The sequence below is a fragment of the Brevundimonas sp. genome, from assembly GCF_041648055.1.
In the GTDB taxonomy this organism is placed as follows: domain Bacteria; phylum Pseudomonadota; class Alphaproteobacteria; order Caulobacterales; family Caulobacteraceae; genus Brevundimonas.
In genome coordinates, this window is record NZ_JBAZPS010000003.1 from 78,395 (window position 1) to 95,144 (window position 16,750).

Annotated in this window: 18 protein-coding genes and 1 tRNA gene; 14 read left to right on the plus strand and 5 right to left on the minus strand. The window is 65.1% G+C overall.

All coding sequences use genetic code 11. The features are described 5' to 3' along the window. Positions 1-7: 7 nt before the first annotated feature. From WC585_RS08480 to WC585_RS08495, 4 genes are read left to right on the plus strand one after another with little or no spacing between them, the layout of a single operon-like run. Positions 8-412 (plus strand): HesB/IscA family protein, encoded by a 405-nt coding sequence (locus WC585_RS08480; protein ID WP_373257347.1) that lies wholly within the window; start codon positions 8-10, stop codon positions 410-412. Continuing rightward, on the plus strand, positions 412-1,413 hold the full coding sequence (locus WC585_RS08485; RefSeq protein WP_373257349.1) for a methionine ABC transporter ATP-binding protein: 1,002 nt from the start codon (positions 412-414) through the stop codon (positions 1,411-1,413). Before WC585_RS08480 ends, WC585_RS08485 begins: the two co-directional genes overlap by 1 nt. Then, positions 1,413-2,078 (plus strand): methionine ABC transporter permease, encoded by a 666-nt coding sequence (locus WC585_RS08490; RefSeq protein WP_373257351.1) that lies wholly within the window; start codon positions 1,413-1,415, stop codon positions 2,076-2,078. Before WC585_RS08485 ends, WC585_RS08490 begins: the two co-directional genes overlap by 1 nt. A gap of 22 nt (positions 2,079-2,100) precedes the next feature. After that, positions 2,101-2,907, plus strand: a complete 807-nt coding sequence (locus tag WC585_RS08495) for a MetQ/NlpA family ABC transporter substrate-binding protein (RefSeq protein ID WP_373257353.1) — start codon at positions 2,101-2,103, stop codon at positions 2,905-2,907. On the opposite strand, the gene WC585_RS08500 is transcribed toward WC585_RS08495, so the two are convergent. From WC585_RS08500 to WC585_RS08510, 3 genes are all read right to left on the minus strand, one after another. After that, positions 2,904-3,695 (minus strand): lysophospholipid acyltransferase family protein, encoded by a 792-nt coding sequence (locus WC585_RS08500; RefSeq protein WP_373257355.1) that lies wholly within the window; start codon positions 3,693-3,695, stop codon positions 2,904-2,906. The genes WC585_RS08495 and WC585_RS08500 overlap by 4 nt on opposite strands. A 32-nt stretch (positions 3,696-3,727) precedes the next feature. Further along, the gene (locus WC585_RS08505) at positions 3,728-4,783 is read right to left on the minus strand and encodes a GGDEF domain-containing protein (RefSeq protein ID WP_373257357.1); all 1,056 of its coding nucleotides are present in this window, start codon (positions 4,781-4,783) and stop codon (positions 3,728-3,730) included. 106 nt (positions 4,784-4,889) lie between these two features. Next, positions 4,890-6,488, minus strand: coding sequence for a DEAD/DEAH box helicase (locus WC585_RS08510; RefSeq protein WP_373257359.1), 1,599 nt, complete (start codon positions 6,486-6,488; stop codon positions 4,890-4,892). A gap of 240 nt (positions 6,489-6,728) precedes the next feature. Here WC585_RS08510 and WC585_RS08515 point away from each other — a divergent pair, with 240 nt between their 5' ends. After that, positions 6,729-7,091 (plus strand): hypothetical protein, encoded by a 363-nt coding sequence (locus WC585_RS08515; RefSeq protein ID WP_373257361.1) that lies wholly within the window; start codon positions 6,729-6,731, stop codon positions 7,089-7,091. A gap of 61 nt (positions 7,092-7,152) precedes the next feature. Here WC585_RS08515 and WC585_RS08520 read toward each other — a convergent pair. Both WC585_RS08520 and WC585_RS08525 read right to left on the minus strand, forming a co-directional pair. Further along, positions 7,153-7,229 (minus strand) — tRNA-Asp (locus WC585_RS08520). A 99-nt stretch (positions 7,230-7,328) separates the two neighbouring features. Beyond that, positions 7,329-8,960 (minus strand): AbgT family transporter, encoded by a 1,632-nt coding sequence (locus tag WC585_RS08525; RefSeq protein WP_373257363.1) that lies wholly within the window; start codon positions 8,958-8,960, stop codon positions 7,329-7,331. A 211-nt stretch (positions 8,961-9,171) separates the two neighbouring features. Here WC585_RS08525 and WC585_RS08530 point away from each other — a divergent pair, with 211 nt between their 5' ends. From WC585_RS08530 to nuoG, 9 genes are read left to right on the plus strand one after another with little or no spacing between them, the layout of a single operon-like run. Then, positions 9,172-9,549, plus strand: coding sequence for an NADH-quinone oxidoreductase subunit A (locus tag WC585_RS08530; protein ID WP_373257365.1), 378 nt, complete (start codon positions 9,172-9,174; stop codon positions 9,547-9,549). Beyond that, the gene (locus WC585_RS08535; protein WP_373257367.1) at positions 9,519-10,136 is read left to right on the plus strand and encodes an NADH-quinone oxidoreductase subunit B family protein; all 618 of its coding nucleotides are present in this window, start codon (positions 9,519-9,521) and stop codon (positions 10,134-10,136) included. The genes WC585_RS08530 and WC585_RS08535 overlap by 31 nt, the downstream gene beginning before the upstream one ends. 23 nt (positions 10,137-10,159) lie before the next feature. Then, positions 10,160-10,798: an NADH-quinone oxidoreductase subunit C gene (locus WC585_RS08540; RefSeq protein ID WP_373257681.1), complete on the plus strand. Its 639-nt coding sequence runs from the start codon at positions 10,160-10,162 to the stop codon at positions 10,796-10,798. Continuing rightward, on the plus strand, positions 10,795-12,060 hold the full coding sequence (locus WC585_RS08545; RefSeq protein ID WP_373257369.1) for an NADH-quinone oxidoreductase subunit D: 1,266 nt from the start codon (positions 10,795-10,797) through the stop codon (positions 12,058-12,060). The genes WC585_RS08540 and WC585_RS08545 overlap by 4 nt, the downstream gene beginning before the upstream one ends. Beyond that, entirely contained in the window at positions 12,057-12,719 is a 663-nt protein-coding gene (gene nuoE, locus WC585_RS08550) for an NADH-quinone oxidoreductase subunit NuoE (RefSeq protein WP_373257371.1), read from the plus strand. The genes WC585_RS08545 and nuoE overlap by 4 nt, the downstream gene beginning before the upstream one ends. Then, entirely contained in the window at positions 12,716-12,982 is a 267-nt protein-coding gene (locus WC585_RS08555) for a hypothetical protein (RefSeq protein ID WP_373257373.1), read from the plus strand. The genes nuoE and WC585_RS08555 overlap by 4 nt, the downstream gene beginning before the upstream one ends. A gap of 3 nt (positions 12,983-12,985) precedes the next feature. Beyond that, entirely contained in the window at positions 12,986-14,299 is a 1,314-nt protein-coding gene (nuoF, locus tag WC585_RS08560) for an NADH-quinone oxidoreductase subunit NuoF (protein WP_373257375.1), read from the plus strand. Between the two features lie 10 nt (positions 14,300-14,309). Continuing rightward, positions 14,310-14,699: a hypothetical protein gene (locus WC585_RS08565; protein ID WP_373257377.1), complete on the plus strand. Its 390-nt coding sequence runs from the start codon at positions 14,310-14,312 to the stop codon at positions 14,697-14,699. Beyond that, positions 14,699-16,744, plus strand: a complete 2,046-nt coding sequence (gene nuoG / locus WC585_RS08570) for an NADH-quinone oxidoreductase subunit NuoG (protein WP_373257379.1) — start codon at positions 14,699-14,701, stop codon at positions 16,742-16,744. The genes WC585_RS08565 and nuoG overlap by 1 nt, the downstream gene beginning before the upstream one ends. Positions 16,745-16,750: the final 6 nt, after the last annotated feature.

Consider the following 16,750-nt stretch of genomic DNA (forward strand, 5'->3'; position numbering starts at 1 on the left):
GGATGTCATGAGCGAACTTCAGACCACGCCCCGTCCGCGCCGTCCGCGCCCCGCCGTCGTCACCCTGACCGAGGCCGCGGCTGAGCGGGTGTGCGCCTTGACTGAGGCGGGCGGACACAAGGCGCTGCGCGTCGGGCTGAAGAATGCGGGGTGCGCGGGGCAGGAATACACCTTCGCCTTCGCGGACGAGATCGGACCGCTGGATGAGGTCGTGACCGACAAGGGTGCCACCGTTGTCGTCGACACCAAGGCGATCCTGTTCCTGATCGGGTCGGAGATCGATTACGAGACCACCAAACTGGCGTCCAAATTCGTGTTCCGGAACCCGAACCAGACCGATGCCTGCGGCTGTGGCGAGAGCGTTACCATCGTTCCGGTCAAGGCCGTCGAAGCCGAAGAGCAAGCCGACTGATGATCCAGCTCGAGGGGGTGACCCGGCGCTTCCAGAGCGCGGCGGGCGAGCGCGTGGCGCTGGACGCGGTCGATCTGACGGTCGAGGCCGGTCAGGTGTTCGGCGTGGTCGGGCGCTCGGGCGCGGGCAAATCGACCCTGATCCGGACGATCAATCTGCTGGAACGCCCGAATGCCGGGCGTGTCGTCGTCGATGGCCAGGACATGACGGCCCTGTCGCCCGCTGATCTGAGGGCCGCGCGTCGCCGGATCGGCATGATCTTCCAGCATTTCAACCTGCTGAACGCCAAGACGATCGCCGAGAACGTGGCCTTTCCGTTGCGGCTGGAGGGGCGGCCGTCGGCAGACGTGGATCGTCGGGTCGCAAGCCTGCTGGATCAGCTCGGTCTCGCCGAACACGCCAAGAAACATCCCGCGCAACTCTCCGGCGGCCAGAAGCAGCGGGTCGGAATCGCCCGTGCACTAGCCTGCGAACCCGGCGTCCTGCTGTGCGACGAGGCGACCAGTGCGCTGGATCCCGAGACGACGGACGAAATCCTGACTCTGCTGGATCAGCTGAACCGCGACCTGAACTTGACCATCGTTTTGATCACCCACCAGATGGAGGTGGTGCGCCGGGTCTGCGACCGGGTGGCGGTGCTGAAGGACGGCCGTGTGGTGGAGGAGGGGGCGACCGCCGATGTCTTCCTGCATCCCCGCCATGCCGCGACCCGTGCCATGCTGGCCGAGGGCGAGGAGGCGTTCGACGCCACGACCGTGCCGCCGGGCGGACGTCTGGCCAGACTGACCTTCAGGGGCAGCTCGACCTATGAGCCCGAACTGAGCCGCGTCGCCCGCTCGGTCGGCGTGGACTATTCCATCCTGTCGGGCCGGATCAGCCGTATTCGCGGCGAACCCTATGGCCAGCTGGTCGTGGCCTTCACCGGCGGCGATGCCGAGGCGGCGGTGGCCCAGCTGACGGCACGCGGCGTCACCGTTGAACAGGTGGGGGATGCGGCCTGATGGAGACCTTCTTCGTCAATATCGACTGGTCCGAGATCGTTCGTGCGACCATCGACACCCTGCTGATGCTCGGCGGGGCGATGGCCCTGACCGTGGTGTTCGGGATTCCGCTGGGGGTGTTGCTGTATCTGTCGGGCAAGGGGCGACTGGCGGCCAATCCGGTTCTGAATGGCCTGCTGTCCTTCGTGGTCAATGTGCTGCGATCGGTGCCCTTCATCATCCTGCTGATCGTCATGCTGCCGGTGACGGTGCTGCTGGTCGGGACGTCGTTGGGCGTGGCCGGGGCCATTCCGCCGCTGGTGGTGGGGGCAGCGCCCTTCTACGCACGCCTGGTCGAGACGGCTTTGCGCGAAGTGGACAAGGGCGTGGTCGAGGCGACCCAGGCCATGGGCGGCTCCACCTGGCAGATCGTCACCAAGGCCTTGTTGCCCGAAGCTATGCCCGGCGTGATCGCGGGCGCGACCGTCACCGCCATCGCCCTGGTGAGCTATACGGCGATGGCGGGGGTCGTCGGGGCCGGGGGACTGGGTGATCTGGCCATCCGTTTCGGCTACCAACGCTTTCAGACCGATGTCATGGTCGTCACCGTCCTGCTGCTCCTTGTCCTCGTGCAGGGCTTGCAGATGCTGGGCGACCGACTGGTCGCCGCCGTTTCCCACCGCTGATCCCGCTTAGAAGGCCATTCTCATGCTGCGTCGCTCCCTCCTGACTCTCGCGCTCGCCGCCGTCACGCTCAGCGCGTGCGGGCAGGGGGCGGACAAGGCCGCGGGGCCGGATGCGCCGCTGGTCGTCGGGGCCACCGCCGTGCCGCACGCGGAAATTCTGGAACACATCAAGCCGTTGCTGGCGGCCCAGGGCACCAATATCGAGGTCAAGGTTTTCAACGACTACGTCCAGCCCAATACCCAGCTGGCCGAGCGCCGTCTGGACGCCAACTATTTCCAGACCAAACCCTATCTGGACGAGTTCAACGCCGCGCGCGGCTCCGATCTGGTAACAGTGGCAGGCGTGCATGTGGAGCCGCTCGGCGTCTATTCGCGCAAGCATCGCGACCTGGCGGCGGTGCCTGCCGGTGCGCTGATCATCCTGCCCAATGATGCGTCCAATACCGGGCGCTCGCTGCTGCTGCTGCAGAGCGCCGGTCTGATCACCCTGCGCGATCCCGCCAATCCGTTGCAGACGGTGCGCGACATCACCGGCAACCCGCGCCGCTTCACCTTCCGCGAGGTCGAGGCCGCTACCATCCCGCGTATTCTGGACCAGGCCGATCTGGCCGTGATCAACACCAACTATGCGCTCGATGCGGGCCTGAAGCCGCGTACCGATGCCCTGTCACTGGAGGGTGGCGATAGCCCCTACATCAACTACCTGGTGACCCGCTCGGACAACCGGAACGACCCGCGTATCGCGGCCCTGGCGGCCATGCTGCGCAGCCAGGCGGTGAAGGATTACATCACGGGCAAGTATGACGGCGCGGTGATCCCGGCGGCCTAGGCTGCCGCTGACTGCGCCGCGGCCTTCGCCTTGCGGACTTCATCCGGGGCCAGAACCCGCACAGCAGGCGTCACCGGGCGACCGGTGGCATCGGCGATCAGCTCTGCCGTCCGGTCCTCGACGGCCGCTTCCAGTCGCGTCAGAAACTCTTCCTTGCCGAGGCCGGTCGGGATCGGGTCCAGGAATTCGATCGTTGCTAGGCCCGGCGTCTTTCTGAAATCCTCCTGCGACCAGAACAGGCCCAGGTTGGAGGCCAGCGGCACGACCGGCATGTCGAAGTCGCGGTACATGTGCCAGACGCCGGAGCGGTAGCGGAACTTCTCGCCCACCTTGGCCAGATTGCCCTCGGGATAGATCAGAATCTTGCGGCCCGCCGCATGGGCGTCGGCACTACGGTGATTCAGGGCATCCCGGGCCTCACGGCCCCCGCAGTTGTTGACCACAATGGCCCCCAGCTTGCGCAGCACGGTGCCCAGCAGCGGGAACTTCTCCAGATGGTCGCCGGTGACGAAGGCCAGATCCTCGAACTGGTCATAGACGGCAAAGCCATCGCCCCAGCTCTGGTGTTTGGAGGCGATGATGAAGGCGCCGTCGGGCAGACGTTCGCGTCCGCGAACCTGAAGTTTGATCCCCGCCAGCAGCCGCATGGCCTGAACCATGCGCTTCACATAGCGACGAATGATCCAGCCCGTAGCGCCACGACCCGGAACCAGTGCGGCGAACGCGGCGGCCAGCCCGTAGCCGATCGACAAGGTCCAGTAGGCGAAGGCAAAGGCAAGGCTGCGCATGAGGGGACTAGAGCCGAAACGGAGCGTGGCGGCTAGGCTGCGGTTTGAAGTCGTTCGGCCGAGGTGACGCGGTCGCGGCCCTCGCGCTTGGAGACGTAAAGGGCGGCATCTGCCCGCTCCAGCAGATTGACCGCGCTCTCCCCGACATGGCGATGCGCAAATCCGGCCGAGAGGGTGACGGTTCCGAGTTCGTCATTGGTCGAGCGACGGCGAAGGGCGCGGGTCCCGATTTCCTTGCGGATGCCTTCCAGAGCCTTTTCGACCTGGGACATGCTTTCCATCGGGAAGATCATGGCGAACTCCTCGCCGCCATAGCGGGCGGCGATGCGAGGCGTTTTCGCAACCCGGCCCAGAACGCTGGCTACATAGCGCAGCACCTGATCACCCGTCTGGTGACCCCATGTGTCGTTGAAGGCCTTGAAGTTGTCGATGTCGAGGACCGCAAGGGTCAGAGCAGTGCCCATTTCTTCCGATTGTCGGCAGGCAGCTTCCAGATGGTCGTCGAAGGCCTTGCGGTTCGCCAGATTGGTCAGGGCGTCCGTCATGGCGTCGCGGCGCACCTGCTCCAGATGTTCGCGCAGCTTGGCCACCTCCTTGGTCGAGGTCTCCAGCTTCTTCTCCAGAGTTACATTCTCGCGCTGTACACGCCGGGTCGCGGTCGTCAGGCTGGTGACGATGGTCTGCAAAGCAGGTGCACCGTCCGCACCCTCCATGCTGGTCGCGGCCCCTTCCAGGGTCTTGCCGTAGGCGGACTGGGTCTGATGGGCCTGGGAAATGGCGGCGGCGACGCTGGACAGTTCGCGATCCAGCACGCGTCCGGCGTCGCGGATTTCTTCCGTCAGGCGACCGCGCGGCAGGTACTCGGCGGCCAGCATGTCGGCGGTGGCTTCGGTGAAGCGCTCGCCAGCGGCCAGCAGCCGCGCAATCTCGGTGCCCAATGCACCATCCGGCTCGGCCAGATAGTGGGTCCAGAGTTCAAAGTTCAGAGCGCTGGGCCAGACATTTGCCGATTCCATGGCCTCGATAATCCGCCTGGCCAGATCATAGGCTTGCGGACCCCTGAGGGCAGTTTCGACCTTGGCTGTCATTCAGTACGTCCCGGCGCGTCGCCTTCTAGCGACCTTGTGCCGAAGCCTAGGCGGTTTTCTGTAACGCCGGGTTAAATGGCAGTCGCAAGGTGACGCTTGATGCCGCTCAGCCCTTTGGCAGGGTCGTCCGGCGCAGGAAGGCGGGAATTTCCCCCTCGCCGAACGGGCGGCCGTTAGACGAGCGTGGGGCCTCGTCGTCCTGCCCGCCGCGACGGTCGGACTGACGCAGATGAGCTTTCTGGGCCGGTCGCTCGGTGATAGGTGGCCCGGAAGCTTCAGCGGGCGCTTCTTCGACACGCTTGGTGGTCGCCGCGACCGGCTTGGCTTCCGTCGGCTCCGATCCCTTGCGACCGCGACGACTGCGGCTGCGACCGACGGCCTTTTCGGCGGGTTCTGCGACCTCGGCAGCGGTTTGCTGAACGCGGGGCTCGGCGACGGCCGGAACGTCTGCAGCGGCTTCGACGGTCGGCGATGGCGACGCGGTCTTGCGGCGGCTGCGGGCGGGTTTGGGCGTGTCATCCGTGGCAGCGGGCTTCTCGGCTCGCGCGGTCGACCGGACGGGACCGCCCAGATCGGCGGGGTCCAGAACCAGTTCCTGCGGATCCATCTTGATCAGCTTCAGGACCTTGTCGAGCGACTTGTCGTCGCCCGGCGTCACGATCATGAAGGTCTGGCCCAGCTTGCCCGCGCGGCCCGTGCGTCCGATGCGATGCACATAGTCGTCGGCGTGGTGCGAGACGTCATAGTTGAAGACGTGGCTGACGTCGGGAATGTCCAGACCGCGCGCGGCGACGTCGGAGGCCACCAGCAGCTTCAACTCGCCCGAGCGGAAGGCGGCCAGGGTCTTGGTGCGTAGGGACTGGTCCAGGTCACCATGGATCGGGGCAGCGTCGAAACCGTGCTGCTTCAGCGACTTGGCGACGACGTCGACTTCGGACTTGCGATTGCAGAACACGATTCCGTTGCGCACATCGGCCCGGCCAATCAGCGTCCGCAGGGCGGCGCGCTTCATCTTGGGATCGCTGGAAGGGATACGGACCAGATACTGGGTGATGGTGTCGGCGGTCGCAGCGGGTCGCGAAGCCTCGATCCTGGTGGGGTCTTTCAGGAATTGGGTGGTCAGGCGCGTGATTTCGGGCGGCATGGTGGCCGAGAAGAACAGGGTCTGGCGCTTGGGCGGCGTCAGTTTGAAGATCTTTTCGATGTCGGGGATGAAGCCCATGTCCAGCATGCGGTCGGCTTCATCGACGACCATGATCTCCACGCCGTTCAGCATCATCTTGCCACGCTCGAACAGGTCGATCAGGCGACCGGGCGTGGCGATCAGCACGTCGACGCCCTTGTTCAGGGCCGCGACCTGGTCGCCCATCGACACGCCGCCGATCAGCAGCACCCAGGTCAGCTTTGTGCCCTTGGCGTATTTCGCAAAGCTCTCCGCCACCTGGTCGGCCAGTTCGCGGGTCGGGGCCAGCACCAGGGCGCGAGGCATGCGCGCGCGGGCACGGCCCGTGGACAGCCGCTCGACCAGGGGCAGGGTGAAGGCTGCGGTCTTGCCGGTGCCGGTCTGGGCGATACCCAGGACATCACGTCCGGCGAGGGCGACGGGAATGGCTTGCGCCTGAATGGGGGTGGCGATCGTATAGCCGGTATCAGCGACCGCTTGCAGGGTCATGGGCGAGAGGCCCAGTTGGGAAAATTCGGTCATAGGTCCTTGGGACTGGATTGAAGGACGCCCCGCGCATCAGGGTCGTCGTGCGATGTCGCGGAACCGCCCTGTCTCTGGGCGAGCGGGCGGCGCGGATTCGCCAGTCCTGTCCCGAACGTGGGCCGCATATAGAAGTCCATGCGAAATAGTCAACTATTCCCGCTGCGCTGCAGTCACGCTTGGCATTCGGTTAATGTTCGGTAATGTTCGGGTCGGGGATGGGTTCGAGAGGGGGGTTTCATGCAGCGTTTGCTTGCCGTGACGACGATGGCGTTCGCCTGTCTGACGGCTTTACCGGCCAAGGCCGATATGGATGCGGTGTTCACTAACACGGTGGTGTCCCGCTATCCGGACGGGGGCTGGGTCAAGCACTGGTTCAATCGTGACGGCACCTACGCAGCCCAGTTCTCGGACGGGCGGCGTCTGTCTGCTCGCTGGTCGGTGAATGGCGAGAAGGTGTGCCTGACCAACATCCGGCCCAATATGCTGATCCCGCGCTTCTGTACGACGATGGTCGATGCCGGTGTCGGCGAGACCTGGCAATCGCGCGATCCGCTGGGGCGGCGCGTGCAGAATGTGCTGGTCGCAGGACGCGAACCCTAGGTTTTTGTGATTGTCTTTAAGGCGGGGAGACGCGCCATTCCCTGAGAGATTTCAGAGGGAATGGCGCGAGTGACGGGACTCGAACCCGCGACCTCCGGCGTGACAGGCCGGCACTCTAACCAACTGAGCTACACCCGCGTATCCCGGCCGCGGCGCTGGTCTGCGTCGCGGCGAGGGGCGTCGTTTAGGCGGGGGGGCGGCGCACTGTCAAGCGCCACTTCCGCCGAATTCGCACGATCAACGCGATGCGACCCCCGGACCTGCCACGGCGGCGGCTTCGGGCGGGGCGACCGGGCCGGAGATACCGCCGTCCGCCGGGGCTTGCAGCGCTGCCGAGGACTCAGGCAGTTCGTAGTAGACGCCCACGCCCGGCCCCAGCGGTAGATCGAAGGTCACCCAGGCGGCGATCATCAGCACGCCCGCCAGCAGGAAGCATCCGGCATAGGGCAGCATGGTCGACATCAACGAACCAAGCCCGAACTTCGGGTCCCATCTTTGGGCGAAGGCCAGGATCAGCGGGAAATAGCTCATGAGGGGCGTGGCGATGTTGGTCACCGAATCGCCCATGCGATAGGCAGCGGTGGTCATCTCGGGGCTGATGCCCAGCAGCATGAACATCGGCACCACGACGGGGGCCAGCGCCGACCACTTGGCCGAAGCCGACCCGATGAAGAGGTCGAAGAAGCACGATACCAGCAGGACAACGATCAGCAGTAGCGGGGCAGGGATGTCGAGCGTTTGCAGGCCCGCTGCCGCATTAACTGCGAGGATTGGCCCCAGACCGGACCAGTTGAACATGGCCACGAAGTGGGCGGCGAAGAAGGCCAGCACGATATAGGGAGCCAGTTGCGCGATCCCCTCGACCATCATTCGCACCATGTCGCGATGGCTCTTCACCGTCCCTGCGCCAGCGCCATAAGCCCCGCCCGCCACAAAGAAGGTGGTGGCGAAGAAGGCGACCAGAGACTTGTAGAGCGGATTGAACCGCTGGGCCGGTTCGGCTTCCGGATCGACAAAGGGCGATCCAGGCAGAAAGGTCACCAGGGTCCACAGGCCGATCATTCCCAGAATGGCCAGTCCGGCCCAGGCGAGGCCGCGCTTCTCTTCTCGCGTCAAGCCCTTCTTCTCTTCGGCGTCCGATACGGGGGCAGTGGCCGACGGCGTCCAGGCCCCAAGACGCGGCTCGATGATCCGGTCCGTCAGGAACCAGATGATGGGGGTGAAGACCACCACGACGCCGACGATAAAGAACCAGTTGCCTGCGATATTCACCGAGTAGGACGGGTCGATCAGCCGTGCCGCCGGCTCTGTGATGCCGAGGATCAGGGCGTCGGAGGCTCCCGGGAACAGATTGCCCGCATAACCGCCTGACACCGCCGCGAACCCGGCAGCCAGACCGGCCAGTGGGTGGCGACCTGCTGCGGCGAAGATGACGGCCGCCAGGGGGATCACGACGACGTATGAGGCGTCGGACGCATGGTGCGAGACCATCCCGGTGATCACCACGACCGGGGTCAGAATGGATTTGGGTGCATTCAGCAACGCGCCGCGTATCGCTGTGCTGAACAGGCCTGTCCGCTCCGCGACCGAGGCCCCGTAGATAATGGTGATCACGATTCCCAGTGGCGGAAAGTCTGCCAGAGTGCTGGGCATGCCGATGAACAGCCGCTCCAGGTTCTCGGGCGACAACAGGCTCTGCGCCTGAAGGGTGTCGCCCGTGACCGGATTGACTGCCGACCATCCCAACCCCGCCCCGACCAGGCTGAGGGCGATCAGCCCCAGGATCAGCCACAGGAACAGAAAGACTGGATCGGGCAGCTTGTTGCCGATCCGCTCGACGGTATTCAGAATCCGGCTTCCAAGGGCCATCGGGTGCTCCGGCGCGATGTCAAAGTCAGTCGGGCATAGGGAGGCAGGGCGGTGCGAATGGCAAGCACCTTCACCTTGACAAATGCGCCATCAGGCCTGCGAACCATTCTCAATAAAATCCTTTTGCCGCATGGGTTTGAACCTCGGCGCATCCGGGTCTAGAAAGCGCCGAATCCGCCCCTCCCACTGTGGCGGACGAGGTCCCTTCCGGATGAATGCATATCTTCTCGAATATCTGCCGATCGTGGTCTTTCTCGGGATCGCGGCGGTGCTCGGTCTCGGTTTCATGCTGGCGGCCTGGGTGCTCGCCCCCAAGAACCCGGATTCGGAAAAGCTGTCGGCCTATGAGTGCGGCTTCAACGCCTTCGATGATGCGCGCATGAAGTTCGACGTGCGCTTCTACCTGGTGTCGATCCTGTTCATCATCTTCGACCTGGAAGTCGCCTTCCTGTTCCCGTGGGCCGTTTCGATGTTCGATCTGGCGCGCGGCGAGATGATCTTCGCCTTCTGGTCGATGATGGTTTTCCTGGGCGTGCTGACGGTGGGCTTCATCTACGAATGGAAGAAGGGAGCTCTCGAATGGGAGTGATCGCCCCGCCGTCTGGCCCCACCAGCCTGCTGCCGACCAACCTGTATGGCACCGGCGCGCGTTCGTCGGTCGAGGGCTATGACCCCGCCGTCCACGACAAATTCTTCGAAGCCGTGAACGCCGAACTTGGCGAGCAGGGTTTCCTGACTGCCTCTCTGGACGACGTGATCAACTGGGCCCGGACCGGTTCGCTGATGTGGATGACGTTTGGCCTGGCCTGCTGCGCCGTGGAGATGATGCAGGCATCGATGCCGCGTTTCGACATGGAGCGGTTCGGCATGGCTCCGCGCGCCAGCCCGCGCCAGTCCGATCTGATGATCGTGGCTGGTACACTGACCAACAAGATGGCCCCGGCCCTGCGCAAGGTCTACGACCAGATGCCTGACCCGCGCTATGTGCTGTCGATGGGCAGCTGCGCCAATGGTGGCGGGTATTATCACTACAGCTACAGCGTCGTTCGCGGCTGCGACCGGGTCGTTCCGGTGGACGTCTATGTGCCCGGCTGCCCGCCGACGGCGGAGGCGCTGCTGTACGGCCTGCTGCAACTGCAGAAGAAGATCCGGCGCACGGGGACGATCGAGCGATGAGCGCGCTGGCGAAACTGCAGGAGATCGAAACCGCTCTGACGCCACTGGGCGCGGAGATGGTCGGCGAGCTGGGCGTTCAGGCCCAGGTGGCGTTCGGCGAGCTGACGCTGATCGCCGAACGCGATGCGATCGTGAACGTGCTGACGGTGCTGCGGGACCGGTTCGGCTTCCAGCAGTTGCTGGACGTCTGCGGCGTGGACTTCCCGGATCGCGAGGAACGGTTTGAGGTCGTCTATCACCTGCTGTCGATGACGCGAAACGCGCGGGTGCGGGTCAAGGTCACGACCGACGAGGTCCAGCCGGTACCCAGCGTGGTCGGCGTCTTCCCCTGCGCCGACTGGTTCGAGCGCGAGGCGTTCGACATGTACGGCATGCTGTTCTCGGGCCACCCCGACCTGCGCCGCCTTCTGACCGACTACGGCTTTCAGGGGCATCCGCTGCGCAAGGACTTCCCCATGACCGGCTATGTCGAAGTCCGGTACGATGAGGAGCAGAAGCGGGTGGTCTATGAGCCCGTTAAGCTGACCCAGGAGTTCCGCAACTTCGACTTCCTGTCGCCCTGGGAGGGTGCGGAATATCCGACCGACATCCTGCCCGGCGACGAAAAGGCCGCTCAGGCCGCCGCGGTCGCAGGCAATGCACCGTCCGGAGGCAAGGCATGACCGAGACCGCCCTGCCACCGCCCATCGGCGCGACCGACATCTTCGACGACGCCCATGACGGGCGCACGGATCACGCGCGCGCACTGGACGATCGTAAGTTCACGATCAACTTCGGCCCGCAACACCCGGCCGCGCACGGCGTGCTGCGTCTGGTGCTGGAACTGGACGGCGAGTTGGTCACGCGGGTCGATCCGCACATCGGCCTGCTGCACCGCGGCACCGAAAAGCTGATGGAGGCGCGGACCTACCTTCAGAACATTCCGTATCTTGACCGGCTCGACTATGTCGCGCCGATGAATCAGGAGCACGCCTTCTGCCTGGCCATCGAAAAGCTGATGGGCATGGACGTGCCGTACCGGGCCCAGCTGATCCGGGTGCTGTATTCCGAAATCGGGCGAATTCTTTCGCACCTGCTGAACGTGACGACCCAGGCCATGGACGTGGGGGCCCTGACGCCGCCGCTCTGGGGCTTCGAGGAACGCGAGAAGCTGATGGTCTTCTATGAGCGGGCATCGGGTGCTCGCCTGCACGCCAACTATTTCCGCCCCGGCGGCGTTCACCAGGACCTGCCCAACGCCCTGATCGACGACATCGCCCGCTGGTGCCAGGAGTTCCCGGCGGCGCTGAAGGACATCGAAAGCCTGGTCACCGAGAACCGCATCTTCAAGCAGCGTAACGTCGACATCGGCGTGGTGTCCAAGCAGGAGGCGCTGGACTGGGGCTTTACCGGGGTGATGCTGCGCGGTTCGGACATTCCGTGGGACCTGCGCAAGTCGCAGCCTTATGAATGCTATGCCGACCTGGAGTTCGACATCGCGGTCGGCAAGAACGGCGACTGCTGGGACCGCTATCTGTGCCGCATCGAGGAGATGAAGCAGTCGGTGCACATCATGGAGCAGTGCATCCATCGCCTGCGCAACTGCCCCGGCGAGCCCGTCATGACCGAGGACAACAAGGTCGTGCCGCCGCGTCGCGGTGAGATGAAGCGGTCGATGGAAGCCCTGATCCATCACTTCAAATTGTATACCGAAGGCTTCAAGACGCCCGAGGGCGAGGTCTATGCCTCGGTGGAAGCGCCCAAGGGCGAGTTCGGCATCTATCTGGTGTCCGACGGCTCCAACAAACCCTACCGCGTCAAGATATCGGCCCCCGGTTTCCGCTCGCTCCAGGCCATGGACTGGATGAACCGTGGCCACATGCTGGCCGACGTCAGCGCCATACTTGGCTCGCTCGACATCGTTTTCGGAGAAGTGGACCGATGAGCGTTCGTCGTCTCGCCAAAGTTCAGCCTGACAGCTTCGCCTTCTCCAAGGCGACGAAGGCCAAGTGTGACTGGTGGATCGCCAAATATCCGGCGGACCGTCGTCAGTCGGCGGTGATCCCGATCCTGTGGCTGGTCCAGAAGCAGGAGGGCTGGGTGTCCGAGCCCGCCATCCGCGCCATCGGCGAGCTGCTGGGTATGCCCTATATCCGGGTGCTGGAGGTTGCGACCTTCTACACCATGTTCATGCTGGAGCCGGTGGGCACCAGTGCGCTGATCCAGGTCTGCGGCACCACGCCCTGCATGCTGCGCGGCGCGGGCGAGCTGATGGCCGTCTGCAAGTCGAAGATCGGCCCCAAGGATACGCTGAGCGCTGACGGCCGATTCACCTGGCAGGAAGTCGAATGCCTGGGGGCCTGCGCCAATGCGCCCATGGCTCAGATCAACGACTATTATTTCGAAGACCTGACCGCCGAGACCATGGCCCAGGTCATCGACGACTTTGCCGCCGGCAAAAAGCCCAAGCCCGGCTCGCGCGTCGGTCGTCACAGCTCGGAGCCCGAGGGCGGAGCCCAGACCCTGCTGGATCCGAAACTGTATGACGGCTCGGCCGCCAAGCCGATCAAGTCGCTGCCGAACAGCAAGCCGGTGCCGGCGTGAGCAAGCCTGACCTTTCCAACGACGAAGCCATCGCCCGCTATCGCGCGGAGCTGCGGGCCGTGGGACGCAGCCAGCGTCTGGCCGGCTTTGGCCTGGTGATCGTCGGGGCCATCGCGGTCTTCGCCTCCAGCCGTGCGGGTGACATGGCTCAGACCCTTCAGATGGGCGGCTATGCGGCCCTGGCGGCCGGCTGGGCGCTGATGATTGCTGCCATTTTCCTTCGTACCCGCTATCACCGCCGCCGCATGCGCGAGATGAACTGAACCATGGTCGGAATCCTCGAAGACAAGGATCGCATCTTCACCAACCTTTACGGCTTCCAGGACTGGACGCTGGAGGGGGCGAAGAAGCGTGGCGCATGGAATGCGACCAAGGACATGCTCGACCTGGGGCGCGACTGGATCATCACCAACGTCAAGAACTCGGGCCTGCGCGGGCGCGGTGGGGCGGGCTTCGGCACGGGTCTGAAGTGGTCCTTCATGCCGAAAGAGGTCAAGGACCGGCCGCACTATCTGGTCGTCAACGCTGACGAATCCGAGCCCGGGACCTGCAAGGACCGGGAGATCATGCGCCACGATCCGCAGCTGCTGATCGAGGGCTGTCTGATCGCCAGCTTCGCCATGCAGGCCCACGCCTGCTACATCTATCTGCGTGGCGAATATGTGCTGGAACGCGAGCGCATGGAGGCGGCGGTCAAGCAGGCCTATGAGGCCCGGCTGATCGGCAAGGACAACGTCCACGGCTGGGATTTCGACGTCTACATTCACCACGGGGCAGGCGCCTATATCTGCGGTGAAGAGACGGCCCTTCTGGAGTCGTTGGAAGGCAAGAAGGGTCAGCCGCGCCTTAAGCCGCCTTTCCCGGCTGGTGCGGGCCTCTACGGCTGCCCGACCACGGTGAATAACGTTGAATCGATCGCGGTTGTGGGCACCATCCTGCGTCGCGGGGCCGAGTGGTTCGCGGGCTTTGGTCGCCCGAACAACACCGGCACCAAGATCATGAGCATCTCGGGCCACGTGAACCGCCCGTGCAATGTCGAGGAGGTGATGTCGATCCCCCTGCGGCAGTTGCTTGAGGATCACTGTGGTGGCGTGCGCGGCGGCTGGGACAATCTGAAGGCTATCATCCCGGGCGGCTCGTCCGTGCCGCTGATCACGCGCGAGATGTCCGAGGTCGCCCTGATGGACTTCGACAGCTTGCGCGAGATGAAGTCCGGCCTGGGCACGGCGGCGGTCATCGTCATGGATCAGTCGACCGATCTGGTCCGCGCCATCGCCCGCATCAGCTATTTCTACAAGCACGAGAGCTGTGGCCAGTGCACCCCTTGCCGTGAGGGCACGGGCTGGATGTGGCGCGTGCTGGAGCGGATGGCGATCGGCGAGGCCGATCCGTCCGAGATCGACATGCTGCTGGAGGTTTCGACCCAGATCGAAGGGCACACGATCTGCGCCCTGGGCGACGCCGCCGCCTGGCCGGTCCAGGGCCTGATCCGCCATTTCCGTCACGAGATCGAAGACCGCATCTCACAATACCGCAGCCGCCGCGCGAACTTCGCCGGCCATGCGATCGCGGCGGAATAGCCGGATGCGGATGGTCCTGGCATCAGCGCTGGCCGTCGTCGCCCTCGCCGCCTGCGGTGAAGGCGCGGACAAGGCTGTGCCGAAGGGGGAAGCGCCGATGACGCCTGCACCTCCCGTCATGAAGGCTGCCCCGACCGTCACGACCCCAGCCGAGCTGCAGGCTGCCTGCCGCGAGGCTGTTCGCCGTCTGGCCGGCCAAGAGGGCGAGACCGTCCAGTTTCGCGCCAGGGGTTCAAACACCGCCACCATGTCCTGGCGCGCGCCCGTCGATGGCGGACGCCAGACCATGGTCTGCACCGTCGGCGCGAACGGTGTCGAGCTTGCTACCGACGTCGGACAGATGTCCGTCGACGCATCCATAGTACCGGCGGCTCCGGCTGCTCAAGAAGAGGCCCGCTGATGCCGATCGCCAAGGTCAACGGCGTTGAAACCGAGTTCGAGCCCGGGATGACCGTGCTTCAGGTCGCCGAGAAGGCTGGCCACGAGATTCCGCGTTTCTGCTATCACGAGCGGCTGTCGATCGCCGGCAATTGCCGCATGTGCCTGGTCGAGGTGAAGCCCGGGCCACCCAAGCCGCAGGCGTCCTGCGCGCTGCCGGCCGCCGAGGGTCAGGAGATCTTCACCGACACGCCGATGGTCAAGAAGGCGCGCGAAGGGGTGATGGAGTTCCTGCTCATCAACCACCCGCTGGACTGCCCGATCTGCGACCAGGGCGGCGAATGCGACCTGCAGGACCAGGCCATGGGCTATGGCCGCGACGGCTCTCGCTATGCCGAGAACAAGCGCGCGGTCGAAGAAAAGAACATGGGTCCGACGATCAAGACCTATATGACCCGCTGCATCCAGTGCACGCGCTGCGTCCGCTTCGTCACCGAAGTGGCGGGCGTGCCGGACATCGGCATGATCTCGCGCGGCGAGGATGCCGAGATCACCACCTATCTGGAAAAGGCGGTCGATTCAGAGCTGTCGGGCAACGTCAACGACCTATGCCCCGTCGGCGCCCTAACGCACCGTCCGTGGCAGTTCCACTATCGTCCGTGGGAGCTGAAGAAGACCGAGACCATCGATGTGATGGACGCCCTGGGCTCCAACATCCGCGCCGACGCCAAGGGGGCCGAGGTGATGCGCATCCTGCCGCGCGTCAACGAGGGCATCAACGAGGAGTGGCTGTCGGACATCAGCCGCTATGCCGTCGACGGCCTGCAACGTCAGCGGCTGGACAAGCCCTATGTGCGCGAGAACGGTCGCCTGCGTGCGGCGTCGTGGGACGAGGCGCTGGCCGTCGTGGCCGATAAGCTGAAGGCCGCTCCGGCTGACCGGATCGGTGTCGTGGCGGGTGACCTGCAGGACGCGGAATCGATGAAGGCGGCGATGGATCTGTTCCGCGCCCTGGGATCGGCCAACACCGACTGCCGTCAGGAGGGCTCGGCCCTGGGTTATGGTCCGCGCGGGAGCTGGCTGTTCAACAGCGGCCTGGCCGGTATCGAAAATGCTGACGCCATCCTGATCGTCGGGGCCAATCCGCGTACAGAGGCCCCGCTGCTGAACGCCCGCCTGCGCAAGGCGTGGCTGGGCGGAAAGACCGAGATCGCCCTGATCGGCGAGCAGGCCAATCTGACGTTCGACTATGCCTATCTGGGGGCGGGGGCCAAGACTCTCGCCAAGCTGCCCAAGGCGGCGATGGACATGCTGACCAAGGCCGAGCGTCCCGCCATCATCGTGGGGGCAGGGGCCGTGTCAGGCGACAAGGGCTCGGCCGTGCTGAATGCCCTGGGCGCGCTGGCGCAGAAGGTCGGCGTGGTCGCCGAAGGCTGGAACGGCTTCAACGTCCTGCACACCGCCGCCGCGCGTGTCGGCGGGCTGGACATGGGCTTCGTGCCCGGTGAAGGCGGGCTGGGCGTGGCCGATATGGTCAAGCCGGGTGCGCTGGACGTGCTGTTCCTGCTGGGCGCCGACGAGGTCGATCCGACGGGTTCGGACGCCTTCCGCGTCTATCTGGGCAGCCACGGCGACCGCGGCGCGCATGGGGCGGACGTCATCCTGCCCGGCGCGGCCTATACCGAGAAGGCGGGCCTGTATGTGAACACCGAGGGCCGGGTGCAGATGGCCGAACGGGTCGTCTTCCCCAAGGGGCAGGCCAAGGAAGACTGGGCCATCCTGCGCGCCCTGTCGGCGGCGGTGGGCCAGACCCTGCCTTACGACACGCTGGAGGCTTTGCGCAGCAAGCTGATGGCGGACCATCCGACCTTCGGCCGCATCGACTATCTGCCCGCACCCGCGTCGTTCGACGTGGCCGGGCTGGGTGCAAAGGGCGACTTGGGCGACGTGGCCTTCGTCTCGTCGGTCCGCGACCCCTATCTCAACAACCCGATCACGCGCGCCAGCGTGACCATGGCCGAGCTGTCCGCCCTGCGGATCGCCCCGGTCGCGATGGCGGCGGAGTAAGGCCCG

Bases quoted from the DNA above. Each gene is read 5' to 3' on its own strand.
- nuoG (WP_373257379.1), top strand. From the start codon at position 14,699: ATGCCGATCGCCAAGGTCAACGGCGTTGAAACCGAGTTCGAGCCCGGG.
- WC585_RS08530 (WP_373257365.1), top strand. From the start codon at position 9,172: ATGAATGCATATCTTCTCGAATATCTGCCGATCGTGGTCTTTCTCGGG.
- WC585_RS08500 (WP_373257355.1), bottom strand. From the start codon at position 3,695: ATGCGCAGCCTTGCCTTTGCCTTCGCCTACTGGACCTTGTCGATCGGC.
- WC585_RS08515 (WP_373257361.1), top strand. From the start codon at position 6,729: ATGCAGCGTTTGCTTGCCGTGACGACGATGGCGTTCGCCTGTCTGACG.
- WC585_RS08510 (WP_373257359.1), bottom strand. From the start codon at position 6,488: ATGACCGAATTTTCCCAACTGGGCCTCTCGCCCATGACCCTGCAAGCG.
- WC585_RS08565 (WP_373257377.1), top strand. From the start codon at position 14,310: ATGGTCCTGGCATCAGCGCTGGCCGTCGTCGCCCTCGCCGCCTGCGGT.
- WC585_RS08480 (WP_373257347.1), top strand. From the start codon at position 8: ATGAGCGAACTTCAGACCACGCCCCGTCCGCGCCGTCCGCGCCCCGCC.
- WC585_RS08505 (WP_373257357.1), bottom strand. From the start codon at position 4,783: ATGACAGCCAAGGTCGAAACTGCCCTCAGGGGTCCGCAAGCCTATGAT.
- WC585_RS08535 (WP_373257367.1), top strand. From the start codon at position 9,519: ATGGAAGAAGGGAGCTCTCGAATGGGAGTGATCGCCCCGCCGTCTGGC.
- WC585_RS08495 (WP_373257353.1), top strand. From the start codon at position 2,101: ATGCTGCGTCGCTCCCTCCTGACTCTCGCGCTCGCCGCCGTCACGCTC.
- WC585_RS08485 (WP_373257349.1), top strand. From the start codon at position 412: ATGATCCAGCTCGAGGGGGTGACCCGGCGCTTCCAGAGCGCGGCGGGC.
- WC585_RS08525 (WP_373257363.1), bottom strand. From the start codon at position 8,960: ATGGCCCTTGGAAGCCGGATTCTGAATACCGTCGAGCGGATCGGCAAC.
- WC585_RS08545 (WP_373257369.1), top strand. From the start codon at position 10,795: ATGACCGAGACCGCCCTGCCACCGCCCATCGGCGCGACCGACATCTTC.
- nuoE (WP_373257371.1), top strand. From the start codon at position 12,057: ATGAGCGTTCGTCGTCTCGCCAAAGTTCAGCCTGACAGCTTCGCCTTC.
- nuoF (WP_373257375.1), top strand. From the start codon at position 12,986: ATGGTCGGAATCCTCGAAGACAAGGATCGCATCTTCACCAACCTTTAC.
- WC585_RS08490 (WP_373257351.1), top strand. From the start codon at position 1,413: ATGGAGACCTTCTTCGTCAATATCGACTGGTCCGAGATCGTTCGTGCG.